This window comes from Halomonas profundus (assembly GCF_020865425.1).
Taxonomy (GTDB): Bacteria; Pseudomonadota; Gammaproteobacteria; order Pseudomonadales; family Halomonadaceae; genus Vreelandella; species Vreelandella titanicae.
Genome location: NZ_CP086344.1, coordinates 2,567,201 through 2,588,379, shown reverse-complemented (window position 1 = coordinate 2,588,379; position 21,179 = coordinate 2,567,201). Strand labels below are relative to the sequence as shown.

General features: G+C 52.3%; 22 protein-coding genes. 13 read left to right on the top strand and 9 right to left on the bottom strand.

Annotated elements, in window-relative coordinates; all coding sequences use genetic code 11:
• Positions 1-16: 16 nt before the first annotated feature.
• Complete coding sequence (locus tag LMS44_RS11675; RefSeq protein WP_141441081.1) at positions 17-520, bottom strand: hypothetical protein; 504 nt, start codon at positions 518-520, stop codon at positions 17-19.
• A 260-nt stretch (positions 521-780) separates the two neighbouring features.
• Between LMS44_RS11675 and LMS44_RS11670 the strand changes: the two genes are divergently transcribed.
• The 8 genes from LMS44_RS11670 to LMS44_RS11635 all read left to right on the top strand — a co-directional run bounded on the left by LMS44_RS11670 (position 781) and on the right by LMS44_RS11635 (position 6,483).
• The gene (locus LMS44_RS11670) at positions 781-1,800 is read left to right on the top strand and encodes a metallophosphoesterase (protein WP_278369098.1); all 1,020 of its coding nucleotides are present in this window, start codon (positions 781-783) and stop codon (positions 1,798-1,800) included.
• A 137-nt stretch (positions 1,801-1,937) separates the two neighbouring features.
• Entirely contained in the window at positions 1,938-2,318 is a 381-nt protein-coding gene (locus LMS44_RS11665) for a VRR-NUC domain-containing protein (protein WP_278369097.1), read from the top strand.
• Positions 2,318-2,605, top strand: coding sequence for a hypothetical protein (locus tag LMS44_RS11660; RefSeq protein ID WP_278369096.1), 288 nt, complete (start codon positions 2,318-2,320; stop codon positions 2,603-2,605). Before LMS44_RS11665 ends, LMS44_RS11660 begins: the two co-directional genes overlap by 1 nt.
• Entirely contained in the window at positions 2,550-2,780 is a 231-nt protein-coding gene (locus LMS44_RS11655) for a hypothetical protein (RefSeq protein ID WP_498947284.1), read from the top strand. The genes LMS44_RS11660 and LMS44_RS11655 overlap by 56 nt, the downstream gene beginning before the upstream one ends.
• Positions 2,781-3,225: 445 nt before the next feature.
• Positions 3,226-4,182 (top strand): reverse transcriptase domain-containing protein, encoded by a 957-nt coding sequence (locus LMS44_RS11650; RefSeq protein WP_278369094.1) that lies wholly within the window; start codon positions 3,226-3,228, stop codon positions 4,180-4,182.
• A complete protein-coding gene (locus LMS44_RS11645) occupies positions 4,179-5,516 on the top strand; it encodes an ATP-dependent nuclease (protein WP_278369092.1) in 1,338 nt (445 codons plus the stop codon). Before LMS44_RS11650 ends, LMS44_RS11645 begins: the two co-directional genes overlap by 4 nt.
• 176 nt (positions 5,517-5,692) lie before the next feature.
• Positions 5,693-6,169 carry a glycoside hydrolase family 24 protein gene (locus tag LMS44_RS11640; RefSeq protein ID WP_414123661.1) on the top strand — a complete coding sequence of 159 codons (477 nt, stop codon included), beginning with the start codon at positions 5,693-5,695 and terminating at the stop codon, positions 6,167-6,169.
• Positions 6,170-6,243: 74 nt separating this feature from the next.
• Complete coding sequence (locus tag LMS44_RS11635) at positions 6,244-6,483, top strand: phage holin family protein (RefSeq protein WP_278371150.1); 240 nt, start codon at positions 6,244-6,246, stop codon at positions 6,481-6,483.
• A 133-nt stretch (positions 6,484-6,616) separates the two neighbouring features.
• Here the strand turns inward: LMS44_RS11635 and LMS44_RS11630 are convergent, their stop codons facing one another.
• Genes LMS44_RS11630 through LMS44_RS11615 form a run of 4 tightly spaced genes read right to left on the bottom strand, consistent with a single transcriptional unit; the run spans position 6,617 to position 10,375 of the window.
• Positions 6,617-8,107, bottom strand: coding sequence for a tripartite tricarboxylate transporter permease (locus LMS44_RS11630; protein ID WP_278371149.1), 1,491 nt, complete (start codon positions 8,105-8,107; stop codon positions 6,617-6,619).
• Between the two features lie 15 nt (positions 8,108-8,122).
• Positions 8,123-8,569 (bottom strand): tripartite tricarboxylate transporter TctB family protein, encoded by a 447-nt coding sequence (locus LMS44_RS11625; RefSeq protein WP_223827947.1) that lies wholly within the window; start codon positions 8,567-8,569, stop codon positions 8,123-8,125.
• A 29-nt stretch (positions 8,570-8,598) separates the two neighbouring features.
• The gene (locus tag LMS44_RS11620) at positions 8,599-9,561 is read right to left on the bottom strand and encodes a Bug family tripartite tricarboxylate transporter substrate binding protein (RefSeq protein WP_009287855.1); all 963 of its coding nucleotides are present in this window, start codon (positions 9,559-9,561) and stop codon (positions 8,599-8,601) included.
• 55 nt (positions 9,562-9,616) lie between these two features.
• Positions 9,617-10,375, bottom strand: a complete 759-nt coding sequence (locus LMS44_RS11615; protein WP_278371147.1) for a GntR family transcriptional regulator — start codon at positions 10,373-10,375, stop codon at positions 9,617-9,619.
• An 89-nt stretch (positions 10,376-10,464) separates the two neighbouring features.
• On the opposite strand from LMS44_RS11615, the gene LMS44_RS11610 reads away from it, so the two are divergent.
• Together LMS44_RS11610 and LMS44_RS11605 are read left to right on the top strand one after the other, a co-directional pair.
• Positions 10,465-11,325 carry an amidohydrolase family protein gene (locus LMS44_RS11610; RefSeq protein ID WP_278371145.1) on the top strand — a complete coding sequence of 287 codons (861 nt, stop codon included), beginning with the start codon at positions 10,465-10,467 and terminating at the stop codon, positions 11,323-11,325.
• 103 nt (positions 11,326-11,428) lie between these two features.
• Entirely contained in the window at positions 11,429-11,716 is a 288-nt protein-coding gene (locus LMS44_RS11605) for a sll1863 family stress response protein (protein WP_022523436.1), read from the top strand.
• A gap of 55 nt (positions 11,717-11,771) precedes the next feature.
• Here the strand turns inward: LMS44_RS11605 and LMS44_RS11600 are convergent, their stop codons facing one another.
• Positions 11,772-12,983, bottom strand: coding sequence for a toxic anion resistance protein (locus LMS44_RS11600; protein ID WP_278371144.1), 1,212 nt, complete (start codon positions 12,981-12,983; stop codon positions 11,772-11,774).
• Between the two features lie 97 nt (positions 12,984-13,080).
• On the bottom strand, positions 13,081-14,022 hold the full coding sequence (locus LMS44_RS11595; protein WP_022523438.1) for a hypothetical protein: 942 nt from the start codon (positions 14,020-14,022) through the stop codon (positions 13,081-13,083).
• A 364-nt stretch (positions 14,023-14,386) separates the two neighbouring features.
• Between LMS44_RS11595 and LMS44_RS11590 the strand changes: the two genes are divergently transcribed.
• Positions 14,387-15,694, top strand: a complete 1,308-nt coding sequence (locus tag LMS44_RS11590; protein ID WP_278371142.1) for an ATP-grasp domain-containing protein — start codon at positions 14,387-14,389, stop codon at positions 15,692-15,694.
• Positions 15,695-15,844: 150 nt separating this feature from the next.
• On the opposite strand, the gene LMS44_RS11585 is transcribed toward LMS44_RS11590, so the two are convergent.
• Both LMS44_RS11585 and LMS44_RS11580 read right to left on the bottom strand, forming a co-directional pair.
• The gene (locus LMS44_RS11585) at positions 15,845-16,606 is read right to left on the bottom strand and encodes a DUF2182 domain-containing protein (protein ID WP_278371140.1); all 762 of its coding nucleotides are present in this window, start codon (positions 16,604-16,606) and stop codon (positions 15,845-15,847) included.
• Positions 16,607-16,630: 24 nt separating this feature from the next.
• Positions 16,631-17,236: a DUF1326 domain-containing protein gene (locus tag LMS44_RS11580; protein WP_278371139.1), complete on the bottom strand. Its 606-nt coding sequence runs from the start codon at positions 17,234-17,236 to the stop codon at positions 16,631-16,633.
• Between the two features lie 220 nt (positions 17,237-17,456).
• Between LMS44_RS11580 and LMS44_RS11575 the strand changes: the two genes are divergently transcribed.
• The gene (locus LMS44_RS11575; RefSeq protein WP_278371138.1) at positions 17,457-19,406 is read left to right on the top strand and encodes a winged helix-turn-helix domain-containing protein; all 1,950 of its coding nucleotides are present in this window, start codon (positions 17,457-17,459) and stop codon (positions 19,404-19,406) included.
• A 129-nt stretch (positions 19,407-19,535) separates the two neighbouring features.
• Positions 19,536-21,158 carry a BCCT family transporter gene (locus tag LMS44_RS11570; protein WP_498947283.1) on the top strand — a complete coding sequence of 541 codons (1,623 nt, stop codon included), beginning with the start codon at positions 19,536-19,538 and terminating at the stop codon, positions 21,156-21,158.
• Positions 21,159-21,179: the final 21 nt, after the last annotated feature.

The following is a 21,179-nucleotide window of genomic DNA, read 5'->3' as shown; positions in this document are numbered from 1 at the left end:
CGTTTTAAATCAAGCTCTAAGTGATCAGCTTCAATAAGCGTTCCCACTTGTTGAGAACAACCACTCCTTTTGTGCGCCCGAGCTGCACACAGGTATCGTTAAAAGCAGGCCTACGAAGGCCTTCTATATCGGGAAAATCGATCAAAGCGATCCTACACGTTTCACATTCGTATTCTTCAAAGCTGTAAGCCGCTTTCTTCATATAGAGCTTCTGAAAGCGTCGCCTTGCCTTGCGACATTGAGCTGCGTGCTTTTTGGGATCTATTACAAAATCCAGCATGGTACTTACTGCAACAATGACACCACTGGTAGCGGTCAAAACCGTGTGCTCAGTGATGACTCCTGCAAAAGCAGCACTACCGCCAAAAAGACTGGTGAACGTGAACACGTTGGCCATCCTGCTAAAAAGCCTTTGCTGTAGTTGCATATACCTAACCATGTAACAGGTGCCATCAATAGCCTCCTCGAACGACATTGGGTCGTGCCTTTCAGGAATACTGGGAAGGCTTACATCTTTCATGTCATTAAATCCCTACTAGGAGCGTATGCAGACTTCGTCTTCAGGAAAGTCTGGATCATCAGGAAAACGAGGTTCTGGTCTGGGAATCCTTATCGGTGGAATACATGGGATCTGGCCCGGAGGATCCCATTCTCCTGCTTGGCATCTCTTTTGAAATTTCATTGTTTCTCTCCGTTACAGAATGTTAAGGAGGGAGTGGTCATTTCTAGTTTAGGACTGGTTTTAAAAAACCGCCTAATGTTTGTGGCCGGAGGTGCTCTATGACCGAGAAAGGTGGGCAGCAGGCGCTGTACCAAAACGTGCGATTCGGTTTGTACCTCGATTGCCGTCGCCGTCAGGCAAAGGCGCTTGAATATCAGCAATTGCCCGATGGTACCCACAGCCTGGATGATTGCGCTGATTTCATCGGTCATTCGTGTCGCATCCAAAGACGCGCCGAGCTGGATCATAACGATACGGCGCGTGCCATGCTGGAGCGGATCGTGGCTGATTACCAACGCTGGGAGCGCCAGCAACGAATGCTCGATCAGATCGCTGGAGGGATGGCGTGGAGGCGGAAGGGTTTGGAAGGTGATTTATCATCGTTTTGTGGATTGGGAACTCGATCAGGAGCTAGGGCTATGAGCTTGATTCAAAAGCACGGCCAGAACATGGATGGAAGAGATTTTATCGTTGGTGATATTCATGGGCAGTACGACCTGCTGCTTGAGTCCATGGCGCGCGTTGACTTCGATAAGTCAAAGGATCGGTTATTTTGTGTAGGTGACTTGATCGACCGGGGGATGGATTCTTTCGAGTGCTTATCGCTAGCCTTTGAGCCTTGGTTTTTTGGCGTGCGTGGCAATCACGAGATGTTGGCCATTGATGCGCTTGAGAATGGGGGAAGCGCCGAAGACCTTTGGATGATCAACGGCGGCACCTGGGCGATCACTGAGAACATGATCGAAGTCCGGCAAATTCTTCGTGAGGCGCTGAAGTATCTGCCTTATGCCCGCCAGATAGATGTTTTGGGGCAGCAGATTGGCATCGTTCATGCCGAGCCGCCTGCGGACTGGTCGCAGGTTGAGATGGCGGATGATGTAGGAAAAGTGGAAATGATATGGGGCCGGACTCGTATAAAGAGAAGGGACACGACGCCAGTGGTCGGCATCGATGCTGTAGTGGTCGGGCACACCATTGTTGAGCAACGTACTTGGCTGGGCAATGTGTTCTATATCGACACGGGTGCTTTTCATACGGGCCGGTTGACGTTGATCAATGCCCGGGAGGTGTTGGCATGAGCTGGCGCTAGCAAACCACTTCCAAAAAGCTACGCCGTCCTCGAGCGCTGACCAAAAGCGGCGCGCCCCGGGCAAAGCCTGTTGATTGGGAAGGGCAGGAGCAAGCGGTTCTGATCCGTTGGTTGTATGGCGAGAAGATGCGCGGTTATCCGGTAGGCGAGTTGTTTGATGCCACCTTCCGTGTGCCTAACGGTGGTCACCGCAATAAGAAAACCGCGAGCGACCTCAAGCGCCAGGGCGTAAAGGCAGGCGTTAGCGATCTTCCTGTTCGTCAGGCCCGCGGCGGTTGGTTTGGCTTGTACCTGGAGTTCAAGGCCACCCCGCCCAAGGATGCGCCGTTAGCCGATAGCCAATTCAAGTGGCTGAAAGATAGCGAGTACGAAGGCTATTGCGCAGTGCTGGCGCTGGGACTTGAGGAGGCAAAGGCAGTACTCAGGGAATACGCCAGCTGGCCCCGTACGCAAATAGTGGGTGAACGGCTGGTGCTGGAGAGTGGTACCGAGTGGAGGAAGGGGTGATGACACAGCAAAAGGGGAGCCAGATGCAGTTTGATGATTGGAAGCGGGTAGCAAACCCCTGGTGTGTCGTGGAGGCTGCGAAGAGTGATGAACGAGAGCGTGATGCAGCGGTGTCCCGCATCATCGACACCATGCTGGAGCTGCATCTTGATTACCGTCACGACAACCCTGGTTACCAGCCGTTCAGTGTCTCGGCGCTAGCAGGTGAGGTACCTGGAGGCGGTGGTCGTAGTGACCAGGCCATGCTGGCCGCGTTGCGGTACCACCCCCCAAAGCGAGTGGCATAAAGCCTGCGGCGTGCTGCTCGATCAACTGCCCAAACGCCAGGCCGCGGCAATGCTTATGCAGGCCGCCCGCATCCGTCCGAAGAAGATGGGCCATAGCATTTGGATGGTGACTGCCAGGCAGATGGTGGAGCGGCAGGAGGTGCTGCTTAGGGCGCTTGGGCTAAATAGGGAGTAAGGCATTTTGAGAGTGTTGAAGCGTTGCAGGTGGCTGGTAAGCGGGCTGTTGGATCAGATACCCAAACGCCAGGCTGTGTTGCTCCAGGGCGCTGGGGCTGAATGAGGGCGTTAGACATTTTGAGAGTGTGGAGGGTGGCCGCCCGTCGCGCTCGTATTCAACTTTGGAAATGGATTGACGTACCAGCTACTGAATGTCGGTTCAGTGGCTAAGTCGGTTCCACTTGCGACCAGTTCTGCAGTCTGCTACTGTAAAAACATACCAGCGACTAGGAGTAGCTCCAGTCTAAAGTCTGGTCCCTAGGTGGTTTTATCCGCTTACGTATGCTCGGTCAATGGCTTTCGCCTGACCGAGCATTTCGTATGTGCAGAGGAAAGTACATATTTATTACATCAATATTTATTTTCTATTGTGTAGCGAACACCAAAAATAAGGTAAGCCTCTAATGACTCCACGTCCACTGCATCAGTTTTTTGATGCTATGTATCATGGGAAGTATCAGTTTGAGGACTTTTTGGAACTAGAGCCTAAAGAGCACTACACTCCAGTTCCACTGAGTGGGCGTACTATTTATAAACCCTCTAAAGTTTTAAAGGAATTTCACACTTTCTTAAACGGGTTTGTGTTAGTGCATCTCCCTGTAAATACAACAGTCTCATTTGCTTACCGTAAGGGAGTCAGTTTGTTGGAGGCTGTCACCCCCCATGCAGATAGTCGCGCTTTCTATCAAACAGATATTCAACACTTTTTTGAGAGTATTAATGTAAAGCTCATCAAGTCAGCTCTTATAAAAGCAGATACACCTGTAACTGATTTGAATGATTTTTTTGATCACATTCTTGACTTGATTACTGTCGATGGAAGCTTGCCAATTGGCTACTCTACATCCCCTATTTTAAGTAATGCCTGTTTGCACGGTTTTGATGAGCGACTAGCATATATTAGCTATAAGAATGAATGGATATATACGCGTTATGCTGATGATATTATTATTTCAGGTGCTGATAGAAAATCTGTTCAAAATGCCCAGTCTGAGATAAAAAATTGCCTTTTAGAAGAGTTGGGAGAGGGCTTTAAACTCAATCTTAATAAAAGCAAGCTAACCACTGTTGGGAGAAAGGTGAAGATTCTAGGCCTTGTAATACTCCCTAACGGTGATATTAGCATCGATCGTAGCGTGAGGGATAAAATCGAAGCTCGACTGTTTTTCTATATAAATGATCGTAAGAAGTTGGCGAAAATTTTTGTAGAAGAGAAAAACGATGGTATGGAAGATGGGTTGCAAAGGTTAAGCGGGTTGATCGGGTATGTCCATACAATCGATCCGTTGTACTTAGAAAAATTGAGAATGAAGTTTGGTACTACAGTTATTGATAGCTTTTTGCACAGGTCGGCACAATGAATAGACTTCACATCCGTCTTGAGCACATTCAGCATGTTACAAGTCTTGAGATCGACCTGGATCTATCTTCTGCAGGAATCATGTGTTTGGTAGGAAGAAATGGTGCTGGAAAAACAACCTTAATTCGTGCTTTGCGTAACCTCTCAAGTGCGGATACCTTTATAAAGACTGCAACTCCATATGCATTCTGCCCAGAAAGCCGAATCACTTATACTGTAGGTGATTACTGTATTTCTTTCTCATATGATAAAAATATTCGCTCGTTAAATAGTCGAGATACAATCCCTCCTGAGTTACGAAATCTTATCTCAGCTGAATTACCAATGCCTCATGGTACGCGTTTCAATTATTTCAAAAACGCAAGCGACGCCGATCTAGATATTCGAAGGGCAATTGCGCTCGGTGATTACGAACATCCAGAGGAACTTGTTGCTTTTCTAAACGCAATATATGGTTCGGCGTATTATTCTAGTATGGTGGAAGTAAAAGCCAAGGGTAAGAGTTACTACGCAATTGTAAAAGAAGACACAACATATATTCGTGAAGATTATCTTAGTTCTGGTGAATATTTTATAATAAATCTTTATCGAACTATTAAGGGGGAAGCTCGGCTAATAGTTATAGATGAGATAGATATTTCCCTTGATGCAGCAGCCCAAGCGAATTTAGCATCTTGGTTAAGAGGTTTTTGCGATAGATATGATCGTAATATTTTATTTACAACACACTCACTTGCTCTTATAAAGCAGCTCAAAGCAAACGAGCTTTATTACGTTAGTAAAAGTGATGGCCAAGCAGTAATTGAGCCCACATCATATAGTTATGCTAAGGCTCGGTTGTTTGGTTTTTCAGGCTGGGATAAATATATTCTAACTGAAGACTCACTTCTCCTAAGTTTTATTGAAACGATTATTAATAGATATGTTCCTAAAAGATTTTTTAGTCATAAGATTATTTATGTTGGCGGTGGGAGTCAGGTGGTTTCACTTATGAAGCATAATGAAGAGGAGAATTTTTTATCTTCTCCTCAAGAGGTTATTGCAATTCTTGATGGCGATCAAAAGAATGAAAAGCATCTTAAAGAACCTAATGTTTTTGTCATTCCATTAGAAAGTGTGGAGAAGGCTATCTACGCAGAAAAACAAAAGGATGACAACTTTCCATTTAAAACTGAAAGAAGCGAGTTTACTGGGGAGAAAGATTTTCATAATTACCTCAAGCAGAAGCGTATTGCAACTCAGGAGGAAATATTTGACTACTTAATCTTAAAAAATGAAGATGCTTTTCAGGAAATTGCTGGGGTGCTGAGTGATTTTTTGGAATACGAGACGTGATTTGAGTATTTGACTCAATTCTTTATAGATTTTTTTTGTTGCATTGATATCGGATTTGATATAGCTTTTAAGTAAGCGGCTTTAGCTATGCGTTTAAGCCGCTGCACACTAAAAAAAGCCCCGCTGTTCACCCAGCGGGGCTTTTACGTTCCTGGCTTTCCATTCGTGAGGTCGTCATGTCTGCTCATTCTCCTACTCATTGGCTTGAGGAGGCGGAATTACTGCGCGTTGAGCCAGCACCGCCAAACGATACACGCGCCGGCAACGTGGCCGCCTTCCTCGACACATTGGTCTTTGCCGAAGGTACGCCACGCTTTGGAGATCAGGACGGTTTAAATGTGATTGTCGGCGGCAAAACGTTCAACAACTACGATGATCACCCGCGCCAACTTGTTTGGCTGCCTGCTTATAAAATCCACTTCAGTGCAGCAGGGCGCTACCAGTTCCTGATGCGCACATGGGACGACCTGGCCCAGCGGTTCCATCTTCCTGACTTCACGCCTGCTAGCCAAGACCTAGGCGCCGTTCACCTTATCCGCCAGTGCAAGGCGCTTTCTTTGATCCATGACGGCCGTATCCGTGACGCCATCCACGCTTGCCGCAAAATCTGGGCGAGCCTGCCAGGTGCTGGCTATGGCCCTGGCTACAGATGAGCTGCTGAGTGTTTATGAAGCGACTGGCGGTATTTCCATCGACTAACTGACGAGGCCCGCCTGAGAGGTGCGCCATGAATCCAAGACGAAAAGAGAAACGCCCTATGAATGGCAGAGACCCCAACTTCTGGCAAGGGCTGCTGGATTTCTTGCCCATCACTTTGGTGGCCATCCTGACGTTCACGATGGGCTTTATTCGTGGCGTGCACGAGGGCGGCAGCTTAAAGAAGTTGCTGCTTGGTGCATTGATGTGCACACTTTTGGCGACTCAATCCTTAAGTTGTGGCCCTATCGATATCGAAGTTGTTAGCTAGTTAATGCTGTCTTTGAATATGCAGTAAATCCATGACCGTTTCTGGCTGATACAGAGCAGCCAGGCAGGAATGCTGCCTGACTCCCATGCACAACCTTCGTCAATAAATCTGTGGGATTACTTTCATAGCGTTGTTAATTCTGACGCCCTTTTTTTAGTATTTTCCAGGCCTGGGTGGATAACACCATCAACAGTAGTGCGATGATTCCCTGCGAAATAGGGCGAGTAAATAGAGATCCCCAGTTATCCTGGGAAATCAGCATTGCCAAACGTAAGTTTTGTTCCGCCATTGGACCTAACAGTACTCCCAGCACTACTGGTGCAAGCGGGAAGGCTAGTCGATGGAGTAAATAACCGAGCAACCCAAAGGCTAGCATTACATAGAGGTCTGTCATGTTCCCTTTGACGGTATAAACACCCACGGCCATGAGCACCAACGTCGTTGGTACCAAGAGTGCGGTGGGCATGCGCAAGACCTGAGCGAATAGGCGGGTGGCCACCATGCCTCCTAGTAACAGGAGTAGCATCGCAGTAAACAGCATTTGCCACATGAAACCGAAGACCACATCAGGCGACTTCGTAAACAGTTGTGGGCCGGGCTGAAGTCCATGAATCATCAGCGCGCCGAGCACTAAGGCGGCAACCAAATTGCCAGGAATCCCTAATGTTAGGGATGGAATCATTGCAGAAGCATTGTCTGCACTGTTACCTGATTCAGCTGCTGCAACCCCCACAGGATTGCCCGTGCCGAAAGATTCGGGGTTCGTGGACTTGCGCTTTGCTTCGTTATAACTCAGCAATGCTGCCAAATTGCCACCGGCACCTGGCAAGATACCTACACTAACGCCGATCAGCGACGAGCGAGTCCAAGTGCGCCAGTGCTGACGTATCAGTCCGAGTGCGTTGCCGCTAGCATCAACCTTGAAGCTTCCTGCATCATAGTAAGTCGCGTTGCTTTTCTCCGCCATCTCCAGTACTGGCGGTATCGCGTAGAGGCCGATGAGTACAATGATCAGGTCGAACCCCCCACTTAAATAAAGCGAATCGAACGTATAGCGTTCCGCTCCACTGATTGTGTCAACGCCTACAAGGCCGATGATAACGCCCAACAGGGCGCTGAGCATGCCTTTGCTGATATCACTGCCTACCAATACGGCGATGCTTACAAGTCCGAAAACGGCTACCCAGAAATACTCAGTCGGCCCAAAGGCAAGCGTGACCTGTGCCAAAAGGGGGGCTAGCGTCATCAACGCTATGGCGCTAATAATTCCACCGATGGCGGACGACCAGCACGCAGTCTTGAGAGCCAGCCCGCCCTGGCCGTTACGTGTCATAGGGTAACCGTCGAATGTTGTCGCGATTGCAGCCGGCGTTCCTGGGATTTTTAGCAAGATGGCGGGAATAGCTCCACCGTACATTGAGCCATTATAGATACCTGCTACCAACCCTAGAGCAATTACAGGATCGAACCCATACGTCAGTGGGAGCATGAGAGCGATGGCCATGACCGGGTTGAGCCCTGGTAGGGCTCCGATCAAGATACCCACCAAGGTGCCGACGAAAAGGCTGACTACGGAGCCAAATTGCAAGGCCACAGGTAGTGCGTTGAACAGGGAATCAAACATATCGTATAACCCTATTTAGGAAACCAGGAAAAATTCGACGGGCAAGGGTCGTTTTAGCACCATCGCAAAAAGCCCGTATAAGAGGATGATGAAGCCCACCGTAATACCTAAAACCACGATGGGGCGCCTTTCACCCAGTACCAGAGCCAGCAGGATTATGAACAGGGTGCTAGTGGAGTAGAAACCCACGGTTGGCATGGCTAAGTAGTAGATCAGGCAACAGGCGACCGTCGCCATAAACCTTCCCGGATGATCGATTAAGGCGGCGGCGCTGCTCAAGCCGCCATTTTGCTGCGTTTGCACCACGCCCTTAACGATCAGAGGAAGTGAGAAAAGGCACATCAGAATGCCAACTCCCATGGGCACGTAAGCTGCACCGGCATCAAAGCCACTCCCCACCCAGACCACCGTGCAGCCAAAGATGAGGAAGGCGATGCCAGAGATAATATCTCTGAAGTTCATGAGCAAGTTACCGTCCATTCAGGCATGAATTAGTTTTTCTTAAGCCCAAGCTTTTCGAGTGTCTCACCAATCGCTACGGTTTCCTGATGCAGACGCTCACGGAGCTCTTCACCTCGTACGAGATTCAGCGTCTCTCCTTGAGATGTCAGGAACGCTTGGAACTCAGGATGCTCGACGGCGCTAGCTACGGCATCGGCGATGACGTTAACGCGCTGCTCATCCATACCCTCTGGTGCCAGCATCATGCGCCATAGCACTGTTTCCAGCTCGGGATGTCCGAGTGCTGCTAGGCCTGATGCCTGGGGTAGTGCTTCGTTATCGTCGGCTGAGGTCACGAGTAGGCACTTCGCCTTGCCATCCTCTACATAGGGAAGTGCGGGTGTGATGGAGCCACCGTAGATATCCACGTGTCCACCCAGGAAGTTTTGGAGGGTCTCACCAGCGCCGCCAAAAGGAATAGGGCGGGCCTCAATGTCATAGGCTTCAAAGATACGCTCGGCTGCCAAGCGCATGGTTCCACCGACCCCGTCATTGCCGTAGGTGTACTGACCAGGGTTATTCTGTAGCTCGGCAAGGAATTCCTCACCTGTTTCAGCTGGAAAGTCGGGGGCTACACACATGGTGTAGGCACTCTGCGAAGTGCTGGTGATCGGGGTCAATGTCTCGTAAGAGTACTGAACACGCTGCATGTGCGGTACGGTAGTGATAGGACTATTCCAGGTAGAAAGCAGTGTGTAGCCATCGGGCTTGGCACGGGCAATCTGGTTGACCCCAATAGCACCACCTCCACCAGCGACATTAAGCACAGCAAGTGACTCTCCTAGTTCTTCCTGCAGGTACTGATTGAGCATGCGCGCAACGTTGTCAGTGCCGCCGCCGGCTGGTGCCGGTACGATTATTTCGATGGGACGATTCGGATAGTCGTCAGCCATGACAGGCATAGCGGTAAACGCTGATAGCGCAACTAAAGACGTAAGCTGTAATGTTTTCATTGTTAGTTACCTTTTTTTGAAATGCAGGGTGATGAGGTGTGCATTTAATGCGATCTCAAGCAGGTTGATCACCGAGCGTGACACGGTAGCGGAACCGCTCAGGCCTTCCGTGTACTCGTCGAAACTCGATGACCCTGCCTGCAGGATTGCGGGCAATGCGCTGGATGGCGGCGACCGGTGCCCCAGTGTCTAGTTCTAGATGCTTTGCACTGGCCTTGGTGGCGGTGCCGAACGACAGCTCGTCGGTTGCCGACGAGATCAAAATCCCGAATTCCTCCAGAAATACGGGATACAACAAAGGGCCCATCGCTTTTGGGTTTAGCGACAACAGCCCGTTGAAATCGGGCAGACGTAGATAAATTTCTTCAAACAGCAACGGGTCGCCTGACCAAAGGCGAACACGTTCCAACTTTATACAGTGGCTGACTGATTCTTCGCCAAAGGCCTGCTTTACGTCGGCGGGAAGGGCGACTTCCTGATGACTGAGAATTCGACTTTCCGGAATAACGGGTACATCGGGATCTTCCACATCATGTACATGGAAAAAACGAAACAGATCGGCTCGGAAGGCGGGTTGCTTAACGAAAGTGCCGGTACCTCGCCGCCGATCCAGCAGCCCCTCATCGACCAGCTGCTTCAGGGCCATCCGCATAGTTGCTAAAGCAACGCCATACTCTTCGGCTAAACGGTTCTCCGAGGGAATCATGTCGCCTGGTTTCCACTCGCCATTGGCGATCCTTGACCCTAATTGATCACGGAGTTTGGCGTACAGGGGTAATCTTCCGTCCGTATTAGCAGAGAACTTGGCTTGCATAGGGTCACCCAGTGGTTATCTTGATTTCTTGAGGTCATTGAAGACCCGTGTATACTTCCAGTCAACCAGTTCTCTAGAGAACTAGACTTATGTATAACAACTTAGGGATACGGAATCCCCAGTCAGAACGTAATGAGGTGCCAAAAGTGAAATTAGGTTTTGATTGTCATGCTCATGTCTACGGGACTGTTAAGGAAGCCAACGGGTCTAACTACAGTCCATCCCGTCCTGCACCACTTTTGGATTGGCAAGAAAACCTAGAAAACTGCAAATTAAGAGGCGGGGTACTGGTGCAACCGAGCTTTTTGGGAAACGACAATCGGCAACTGCTCGAAATTCTCTCCAGGCTTAATCATGCGTATCGAGGGGTCGTTCAGCTAGCCAAGGAGACGACGCTAGAGGAGATAGCCGCCCTTGATGCTGCAGGTGTTGTAGGGGTGCGATGGAATCTCATTGAGGGGCGCAGCGCATTGCCAAACCTCAAGGATCCTCTATGGATAGACTTTCTAGATAATCTTAAAGCTATGGACTGGCATCTTGAGCTGCATCTGGAAGGGAACCGGTTACCTGAAATTTTTCCAGCATTACATGAGCATGGCGTGAAGTTAGTCATTGATCATATTGGGCTGCCAGTCGACGACGTTCCTATGCAAGACCCAGGCTGTCGTCTTCTGCTTGAGTCAGGACAGGCAGAACGAACCTGGGTGAAGCTCTCAGCCCCCTATCGTTCCCCTGTGTTTGACCTCAGACCGCATGTCCAGGCATTGTTGCATCATCTTGGACGTGATCGGTTAGTGTGGGGCAGTGACTGGCCATGGACGCGCCATGAGAATAAACACACTTACCGCGATACTTACGGATGGCTCAATGACTGGGTTAGAGATGCTGATGATCGTCAGCACATTCTTGATGCGAGTCCTAGAGCCCTGTTTCGCCTGGGTGATTCATAGCGAGGGTATACCAACTGCTAAGAGGGCTGACATATGACTCGGATTGGAAGCAGGGGGATATCCGCTTCGAACTGGAGCCCGTTACTGAAGGGGATATATCACAATGAGACAGCGTGACGAATTCGTTGAAGAAATGAAAGCCAGGCTCGACGAGTGGAATGCTGATATCGATAAGCTGACTGCCAAGGCTCGCCAGGCGAGCGACGAGGCGAGGGTGAAGTACCAAGAGGACATCGATCGACTCAAGAAGCGCCAGGCGGAGACTCAACAAAGACTTGATGAGCTTCAGCATGCCAGCGAAGCGGCCTGGGAGACTGTCCGCCAAGGTATGGAAGACTCTTGGGAGTTGATGCGTAAAGCCTTCCGGGATGCCTCTTCTCGTTTCAAATAGCTTATTCAACTAACCTTGTTCAAACCATGCGTTTCACTTAAAAAAGCCTGAACAGTTAGCTGGAGTCTCGGCCCTCTTGTGGTTGCGATTCGCTGCCTTCTTGAAGACGCTCGATGGACGCATTTCCCTGCTTTGCCAGGGTCGCCAGGCGGTCGATCTGCTCATCCAGGCGGGGTAGGGCCTCTTGCCGATAGCTTGATAGATCGTCGATGGCGCCCATCACCTCGCTGAAAGCCTCCTCAAGCACTTGCATGTCGAGCATTGCGGAGGAGGCACGCTTCTGGATGTCCACGCCTTGCTGTCGCAGGGCCTTGGCAGTGCCGCCAATCATCTGCGATGTGGTCGTATTGAGGGCTTCGATGCGATCCAGCACCAGGCGCTGATTAGCCATTGCCATGGCCACCGTGACCGCAACGGTGAGCGCCGAGACGGTGACGTTAATGGCTCTGTCCACACCGCGCATTAATTCCCGGTTGTTGCGGATGATCACCTCTAGCGCCAGTATACCTTGCTGACTTACCGCCAGTTGCTGCTGTAGGTCGACAATGCGCTGGCGAAGAGGAAAGAGCAGCTCTTCCTCAAGAAATTGACGCCGCGGATCATCGCCATCGCGAGCGGCTATTTCATCTTGTAGGCGGTGGTCAATCATCCGGCCCAGCGCAATTTGGCGGTTCAGCTCGCCAAGGATTTTAGTTAACGCCTGCTGGTCATCGTTCAGGGTGAGGTTGTCACGATGCAGCATGTCGCGACCACTTTCCAGATCCTCAATGATCGCATCCAGCGCCTGCTGGGTATTCTCGAACTTACGAAAGTAGCGCTGCAAGCGGCTATCCAAGCCGGGAATGACCGCCAGAACGCGATCCAATGTAGTCGGCGCCAGGCGATGGCGTGCAGGGTCGAGCCCTTCCATGCGCCCACGCAGATCGGTCAGTGCCTTGGCAACCGGCCCTCCTTCGTCGCCTTGGTGGGCCAACTTACGCAGCGGTGTTTGCAGCATGGCGCTGCGATGGGCAGCCTGCTGCTGCAGTTCAAGGCCCATCTCATCCACGGCACGGCGCTGGCGAACTACTGACTCCTCATCACCTTCGGCGAGGATATCCTCGACAAAACGGTCGGCCATCGCCTCAAGCTCAGGGTCGATATCACGCTCATCGGGGGTTACTGATTCAGCCTGACTTGCACCCAATCGACTAGCTCCCAACTGGTCAGCGATCTCTTCCACCGGTGGTAGGGAGAGGCGTCGTTTGTCATCGGATTGCTGAGCCATAGAGATCTCCTGGGCTATAAAGCTATTAAAAATGCAATGAAATAAAACGGTTTAAATACAACAGAGTGAAAATTGCACATTAGCATTGCCTGTCAGCTTAATCCTTGCGGCCATAACGATCGGCCCCTTCGACGAAGCGGCGCAGATCTTCCAGCGCTTTTTCGGTGGTGACCGACGCCTGGGGGCGAGCCGTCTCGATGCGCGCCATGGAAACAGCGGTATCGTCGAGCACGGTCAAGGCGGATTCGATGCGGGCAGAGAGCTTGTTCAGCCGGTGCTCGGTCTCCACTAGCAAATCGAGGCGGCGCACCAGGGCAGCACGCTCTTCATCGCTTAATCGTTTGCCCTCCCGCTCCAGTCGGCCTCGTACGTAATTACCGTCCACGCTAACCACACCACGTGCCTGGGAAGCCATGGTCGTCAACGTATCCACCGCGCCGAAACAGACTTGGGTGACCAAGCCTTGCGAGCGCTCGAAAGCCAGCTCGCCAGTATGGAATCGGTCGCCTAGTACGTCCATCACATGGCGGTAGCGGCTGTATAGGCGGTCTGTCAGGATTGCCAAGTCGGGACGGTGCACATCGAGCAAGTTCTGCTTGGCCCGGCACATGGCCAAGACTAGATCGTCGGCCCCCACGGGTGGCCTTGCGGGGTCGAGCACCGACACACCCGTTTCATAGGCGTTGCGCTCCTCTTGAGCACGGCGCTGCTGTGCTGCGGCCTCTCGTTGAGCCTCATGGCGACGCACGCGGCGGCGGGCCAGCCAGCCGCGTAGCGTTCGCTCGATAGGAAGTGCTACAGGAATGGCGACGATGCCTGTCAACCAGCCAAACAGGCTGGGGCTGAAACCACCCCACAGGGAGGTCAGCCATAGCAGCATGCTGATGAAGGGAACCACTAGGCAATAGCGGGCAATTACCTGGAGACGACTGGTAGTCGACACTGGAAGCGCCAGGCCAGGATTGAAGAGGCCGACCAGTAGCCAGGGCAGGCAGGTCATAAACAGGCCATAGGAAAATCCCTGCAGGAATCCCAACATAGATACGGCTATCCTTCAGTCATGGAACGCAAATATTGTGTTTAGAATAACTGAGATAGGTCGCTAAGCACCAGCTGGGTAACTACAGGCTATTGGCTGGCTGTGAACTGCTATTTAACCTTTCTCTTAGAAATTATCCTCATCTTTTTAGCAAGATAACTTCTACAGAAATTTAACAGAAGCTTTACAGTTTAATTGCCATTTGTAACCGTATCGACTAGCTTAGTTACGACGGGTGCGCTAAAAAAACCCTAATGCTGGCTTACTCAATCGTTTCTGAACACCACTGACTGCGGCTTGGCTCACTTGGTGCGCTCCAGTTTCAGCCCAGTCAATTTGGGTTAACCAGCAAGGAGGACATCAAATGTCGATAACATCAGAAAAGCAATTACCCGAAGCAATAGCGGCCTGGCGTGATCCGGAAATGGACTCGGTGAAAGGTACCGAGACACCCAAAGATCCGAACAAAGGTTACATTGCCTTACTTGGATGGAGTATTAACGCGATTAAGGCGGCGCAAAAGTTTGACCGTCGCTATATCGTCGTTGCTCCCGAATGGGCTGAGGATTTCTGTGCTGCGAACAATATACCGTTCATTTCCTGGGATTTTATTCGCTTGAATGATCGTTCCATGGAGATTGCCGAAAAGTTGAAGGCTGAAGGCGTAGACGTCGCCATCCCACTGTTTGAAGAAACCGTTGAGTGGTCAGGAGCCATCAACTCCGTTCTTCTCGACAGCCCACGCATGTTTGGTCAGTCTATTCTATTCCGTGATAAGGCCTTGATGAAGCGCCGTGCCCAGCTTGGCGGTATCCGCGTTGGGATATTTGAAGAGGCGCACGAAAAAGAAGACATCGTCCGCTTTATGAAGCGCGTCAATCAAACGCTGCTCAAGCTTGATGGTGATCCGGATGACCCGATACACGTCAAAGCATTCGATAAAGCCGGTTGTCTTGGCCACCGGATGATCCGCACGTTAGAAGAAATTGATAACATTCCGGATGAAGAGTATCCGCTGCTGATGGAGAGTCACTTGAGCGGCTGGGAGTTTGCCGTTGAAGCCTGGATACACGATGGCAAAATTCAGTTCCTGAATATTTCGGAATACGTGACGTTAGGCTACTCGGTGTTCGTGCCTGCTACCCAGGAGCTTGAGAGCTGGCGCAATGCGATCACCAAACAGATCGAGCTGTTGATCAAAACCTTCGATATCCAGTTCGGCTTGATTCACCCCGAGTACTTCGTGACAGCTGACGGTGAGATGTACTTTGGCGAAGTTGCCTACCGCCCACCCGGCTTCAAAGCTTTCGAACTGATCGAAAAAGCCTACGGTTTCAACGCCTATCAAGCGTCAATGTTGGTGTTCGACCCGAAAAGCACGAAAGAAGAAGTAGCGGCGTTCTTCCCCCGCGAAGTAGTCGATGCGAAGGGTTACGCAGGTTGTTTCGGTGTCTACCCACGCCGTCGTGTTGTCAGCAAGCTGGAAATGCCTGAAGAGACGATTAATCACCCGTACTTCGAGTCACACGAACTGGTCGCACCGGCAGAAGAGACAGTGCCTGACCGGTCTGCTTTCGGGACTCATTGGGGGCTCATCTTCTTCTTTGGCGACGATCCCATCAAGATGCGCGATCTGCTAAAAGCCCAAGAGGATCTGGACTTTTACGTCTAACGTTCGATAGCGCAATACGCTGAGTTATGGGCGCGTATATAAGTGTCAGGAGTACTCCATAATCCCGATACTGATATAGGCGCCCTTTATTTTGCCAACGTTGCGGGAGTGGCTCCACCAAAAGGCCAAGGTAATTATCCCAGGCACGATTTAATAGGCAGCAGACAGCAAAATAATGACGCCTACACCAACAAGCAGGAACCCGCTGATTTGGCTAATCCGTTCTGCTTGGGGGAGTAGCTTCTCTGCTAGAAAATAAAGGGCTAGCCCCGCCATCCAAACTAGGCTCATAACGCCGCCGACAAACATCAGCAGCATCAAGGCCCAGCAGCAGCCGGTGCAGTAGGCGCCATGGCGGAGCCCCATGATCAGCGCTCCGCCGTTGCCTTCGCGCCATTCGGTCATCAGAAAGCTTAAGGGCGAACGACACTTGTTCAGGCAGGCCTGTTTAAGATCACTGAACTGGAAAGCACCTGCGGTTACCAGCAGGGCGCCTCCCAACAGTGGGGTGACGTGGCCCATGGATGAGCTTAACAGCGCACTCTGCTGCAATGCCCATTGCATGACGGCGGCTGCCCCCGCAAACGCCAGCCACACGGCAAGGTAACCTGCCATGAAAACCCAGGTGGCTGCGCTGGCAACTGCCTTGCGTTCGCGCTGCTGGTGGATGCGCAGGAAAGTAAGCAGCATGGGGCTAGCGCTGGGTAGCATCATGGCCACCATCATCACGCTCCACATCAGCGTGGCCGTGACCAGCAAGCTTATTCCGTCGTCGCCTGTGCTGGCCATCTCCCCATTCATCGGCATTTGCGCGTGCATGCCGTGCATAATCAGGTAACCCCACGCCAGTATTGACACGGTTATCAATGCTAACCAGGTCAGTAAGCGTTCCCGGGCATGGAGAGTGCTCATTGTCAGTTCCATCGCCAACGCCCCTCAAGACCCGCTGTATGTGAAGGGTGAATAAAACGCACTGCGTTCGCTAAGATCAATGTTGATGCCGTAAGCACGGTGCAGCAACGATTGCGACTTGGCCACCACCAGAGACTCGCCCGGCGCTACCGCCAACGGGTGATGATGAATGGTCACCTCAGCGCCGTTCTGGCCCTCCAGGGCGGTAATTTCCGTGTTGGCGGATTGGCCAAGTTTCAAATGTCGACGCCCCTTTTCCACTTCAAACTGGATGGGAAGGTGCTCTACCGCGAGCACCTCGCCGATAAAGGTGGCCAATAGCGCCGGGTGGCCACCGGCCTGGCCGCCGAATATGCGGCTTAGCGCTTCCTGTTGGGCCTCGTCTGCCCGCTGGTCGATATACAGCACGACTTTCCAGTTTCCCTCGGCCATGGGGCCGGGGGAGTGCAGGGCGATAGCCACATTCCTGTCGCCGAGATCCACTGCCTCGAACTGGCCTTGGGTAATGTGCCAGCCCACCAGGGCGGTGCATTCACCCTCGGTAGGGCTGCCGAGGTAGATACACGGGCAGGCACCTTTGCAATTGCAGCTTTCGAGGTAGTCGCCTTTCAGGCTCCATTGGGGATTCATGTCGTCTCCTCCTAACGTCGTTGGATAGCTTTTGTGATATTTGTTTTGGGTATCTCTTGTTATAGCGCTGAATCGCTCGCGGGATGTGAGGAACTGATGAGAATTACGTGAGAATTGCATCTGAGTGTCATCGTTCGGTGCGCAACTACTGTGTCGGGTGGTATTTGTAGCTATGCTGAACTCAGGTATCAGCTAAGCCTGACATGTAGAGAAACCAGCCATGTGGCAATGGACGTCGGATTTGACGACCAACCGGGCCTATCAGGGTTTCGTTGGCCGCACTAATGAGCTTGATACTCTTCGCGGTGTGCTTGCGACGGCAGGGCCTCGGGTGGCGCATGTCTACGGTATTACCGGCATTGGTAAGACGGCGCTGCTGGACATATTGGCGGCCGAGGCGGAGGACGCAGGTGCTAGCGTCATCCGACTGGACTGTCGCCACATAGAGCCCACCGAACCTGGATTTTTACATGCGCTAGGTGTCGCCATTGGGGATGGCGGATCGGGGGTGGATACGCTGGTGGAGCGATTGGGCCTGCTGAGCCCCACAGTTCTTCTTGCGCTGGATACCTACGAAGTGTTCAGGCTGCTCGATACCTGGCTGCGTCAGGTATTTGTCCCGTTGTTGCCGGATAACGTACACATCGTCTTTTTCAGTCGCCAACGCCCTCTGGATGTCTGGTTTGCGGCGCCGGACTGGGGGCGCCTGGTTCAGAGTGTGCCGGTACAGCCGTTGAGCCCGACGGAGGCTCAAGTGCTCCTTAATTTGCATGGCATACAGGAGGAAGATGCGGCATCCCTGATCCGGGCCGCCCATGGTCATCCGCTGGCGCTGAAACTGGCGGCCACCGCCAGCCGGGAAAACCACGCCCGTTCGTGGCCGCAAGAGACGGTGCTACAGCACGCGGTTGATGAGCTGAGTCGGATGTTTCTTGCCGATGTGGAAGATTCGGCGAGCCGACATGTGCTGGAGGGCGCCGTGGTGCTACGCCGGGTGACGGTCTCTCTGTTACAGGCATTGTTTCCGGAACTCGATCCCCAGGATGCCTACGAGCGGCTGCGCAGGTTGCCCTTTGTGGATGGCATGCATGACGGGCTGATTATTCATGAGGCCGTTCGTGATCCGCTTGCCCGCTCCCTGCATGCCAGCGACCCTAGCCGCTACCTGGACTATCGTCGGTCGGCCTGGCGACAGCTGGTTAGCGAGTCGCAATTCGCGGCCAGCGACGATCTCTGGCGCTATACGGCGGACATGCTCTACCTGATTGAAAACCCCGTGGTGCGTGAGGCATTTTTCCCCACCGTGACGACGCTTCACAGCGTGGAAGCGGCACAGCCTCAAGACGATGAAGCCCTTACCGGGATTGTCCGCGCCCGTGATGGCTGTCAGGCCAGCGAGCTTCTGCTGCAATGGTGGCGGCGTATGCCCCAGGCGTTTTCCATCGTGCGGGGCGTGACCGGGGAAGTAGAAGGACTGTATTGCAAACTGCGCTCCGACCAGGTTGAACCCAGTTGGTTGCTCAATGACCCGGTGACCGCCCAGTGGTATTCCCATCTTGAACAGTCGCCTATGCGATCGGGTGAGGTGGCGTTATTTTGCCGACGCTGGCTAAGTCTCAAGGAAGGCGATTCACCCAGTGAAATACAGGCGGCTATTTGGCTGGATCTTAAGCGAAGCTATATGGAGCTGCGCCCTGGGTTGCGGCGGGTCTATCTTACGGCGACCGATCTTGGCGCTTACCGGCAAGTGGCGCAGCGGTTGGGGTTTGAAGCCCTTGGCGGATGGGAGGTGGAACTGGATGGCGTTTGCTATCCGAGTGCGGTGCTCGATTTCGGGTCGGCATCTGTGGATGGCTGGCTGGCGGAGCTTGCCGCGGCAGAGCTGGGCATAAAGCGTGATCCTGCCTTGTTAGATGTCGAAGCTCGGCAACTGATGTTAGCGGAAGGCTCCGTTGCGCTGACGCCCCTGGAGTTTGGTGTCATGCGCTATTTGGTCGAACACCAGGGTAAGGCAGTGTCCCGTCGTGAGCTGTTGCAGCATGTCTGGGGTACCCGATATCAAGGAGGCAGCAATGTGGTTGATGCCATTGTACGCACCTTGCGCCGCAAACTTGGCAGCCAGTCTGCGCGGATAGAGACGTTGACTGGAGTGGGTTATCGGCTGAGATAATCGATTGTCGTCTATCAGGCAGTGGTTATCATACGTAGTTTCTCCTGGGAAAATATCACGGCTTGCTGACCCCTTGGCGTTATCGGTCAATGACTCCTATGTTGGTGGAAAGACACGGGAGGAATAATAATGGATGCACTAGCGAGAAAACTGGGCCTCAAGACGGATCCCATCATTTTTTTCACGTCCGCAGGGATCATGATCCTTTTTCTTGTGGTGCTACTGATTGCGCCGGGCCCCATCGGGGCAGCCTTTGGTGCCGGGCGGGAATGGATTGTTACCAATCTTGGCTGGTTTTTTATTTTAGGGGTGACGAGTTGGGTAGCGTTTCTGCTGTGGGTGGCGCTTAGCCGGTTCGGGGCGATCCGCTTGGGGGGCAATGATGCAAAACCTGCCTACAATAATATCTCCTGGTTCACCATGCTGTTCGCAGGCGGCACCGGAACGGTGCTGATGTTCTGGGGCGTGGCTGAACCCATTTCCCACTTTTCTAATCCACCCAGACCGGATGTTGTGCCTTTCTCTGTGGAAGCCGCCGACGATGCCATGAGTTTTTCGATCTACCATCTGGGGCTACATACCTGGGCGATTTTCGCTATGCCCGGACTGGCTTTTGCTTACTTTATTTATCGCTATAATCTGCCGATGCGTTTTAGTTCAGTATTCTATCCGCTGTTAGGCGAGCGCATTTATGGCCCTCTCGGCAAATCTCTGGATGTCTTCGCCATACTTGGCACCCTGTTTGGCGTAGCGGTCTCTATTGGCCTGGGCACCCAACAGATCAATGCGGGGCTAACGGAGTTGTTTGGTATTCCAGATGCCGTTATCACCAAGGTGTTCATCATTGCCATGCTGACGGCTGTCGCTGTGGGATCGATTGTGGCGGGGCTGGATTCAGGCGTGAAACGGCTTTCTAATATCAATATCGCCATGGCCGTCGGCCTGTTGTTGTTTGTACTCTTTACCGGGTCGACCGTTTTCCTTTTGCGCGCTGTGGTCGAAACCTTTGGTCTCTACATAACGAACCTGCTGCCCATGGCTTTCTGGAATGACACGCTGGCAAGCTATTCCAGGGATGGCGGCGCCTGGGGGTGGCAGGGTAGCTGGACGGTATTCTATTGGGCCTGGACAGTGACGTGGTCGCCTTTCATCGGGATCTTTGTGGCGCGAATTTCACGCGGGCGCACAATCCGCGAATTCGTCCTTGGTGTGCTTTTTGCCCCCTCTATCTTCACACTGGTTTGGTTTGCAATTTTTGGTTGGTCGGCAATGGAGATCGACGGGATTGGGCCCGATGCTCGAGAAGCACTGGGAGAGCAGGCAGGTATCTTGTCTGCCGCCGTAGGTGAAAGCATCCCCCTCGCTATGTTCGCATTCTTCGAGAGCTTCCCGGCCGCTACGTTAATCCAGGGCTTGGCTGTTGTGATCGTTGCGATCTTCTTTGCCACGTCATCAGACTCTGCGTCCCTGGTTGTCGATATGCTGTGTACCGGCAGTGCGGATCCCGGACCATGGCATCAGCGTGTTTTCTGGGGTGTTTCGGAGGGTATGCTGGCAGCGATGCTGATTGTGCTTGCGGGCGATGCCGGGCTTACTGCTTTGCAGGAAGTGATTACCGTTGTTGGCCTACCGATGTTCATTTTGGTGTTTGCAATGATGTTCGCGTTATACCGCGGCCTGTCGCAGGAAGATCTTAGCAAAGTGCAGGTGGGGCGCCCGCCCAAACGTGAGGAGTTAGCGCCGGATGAATAGGTAAGCGGTGGATCAGAACTA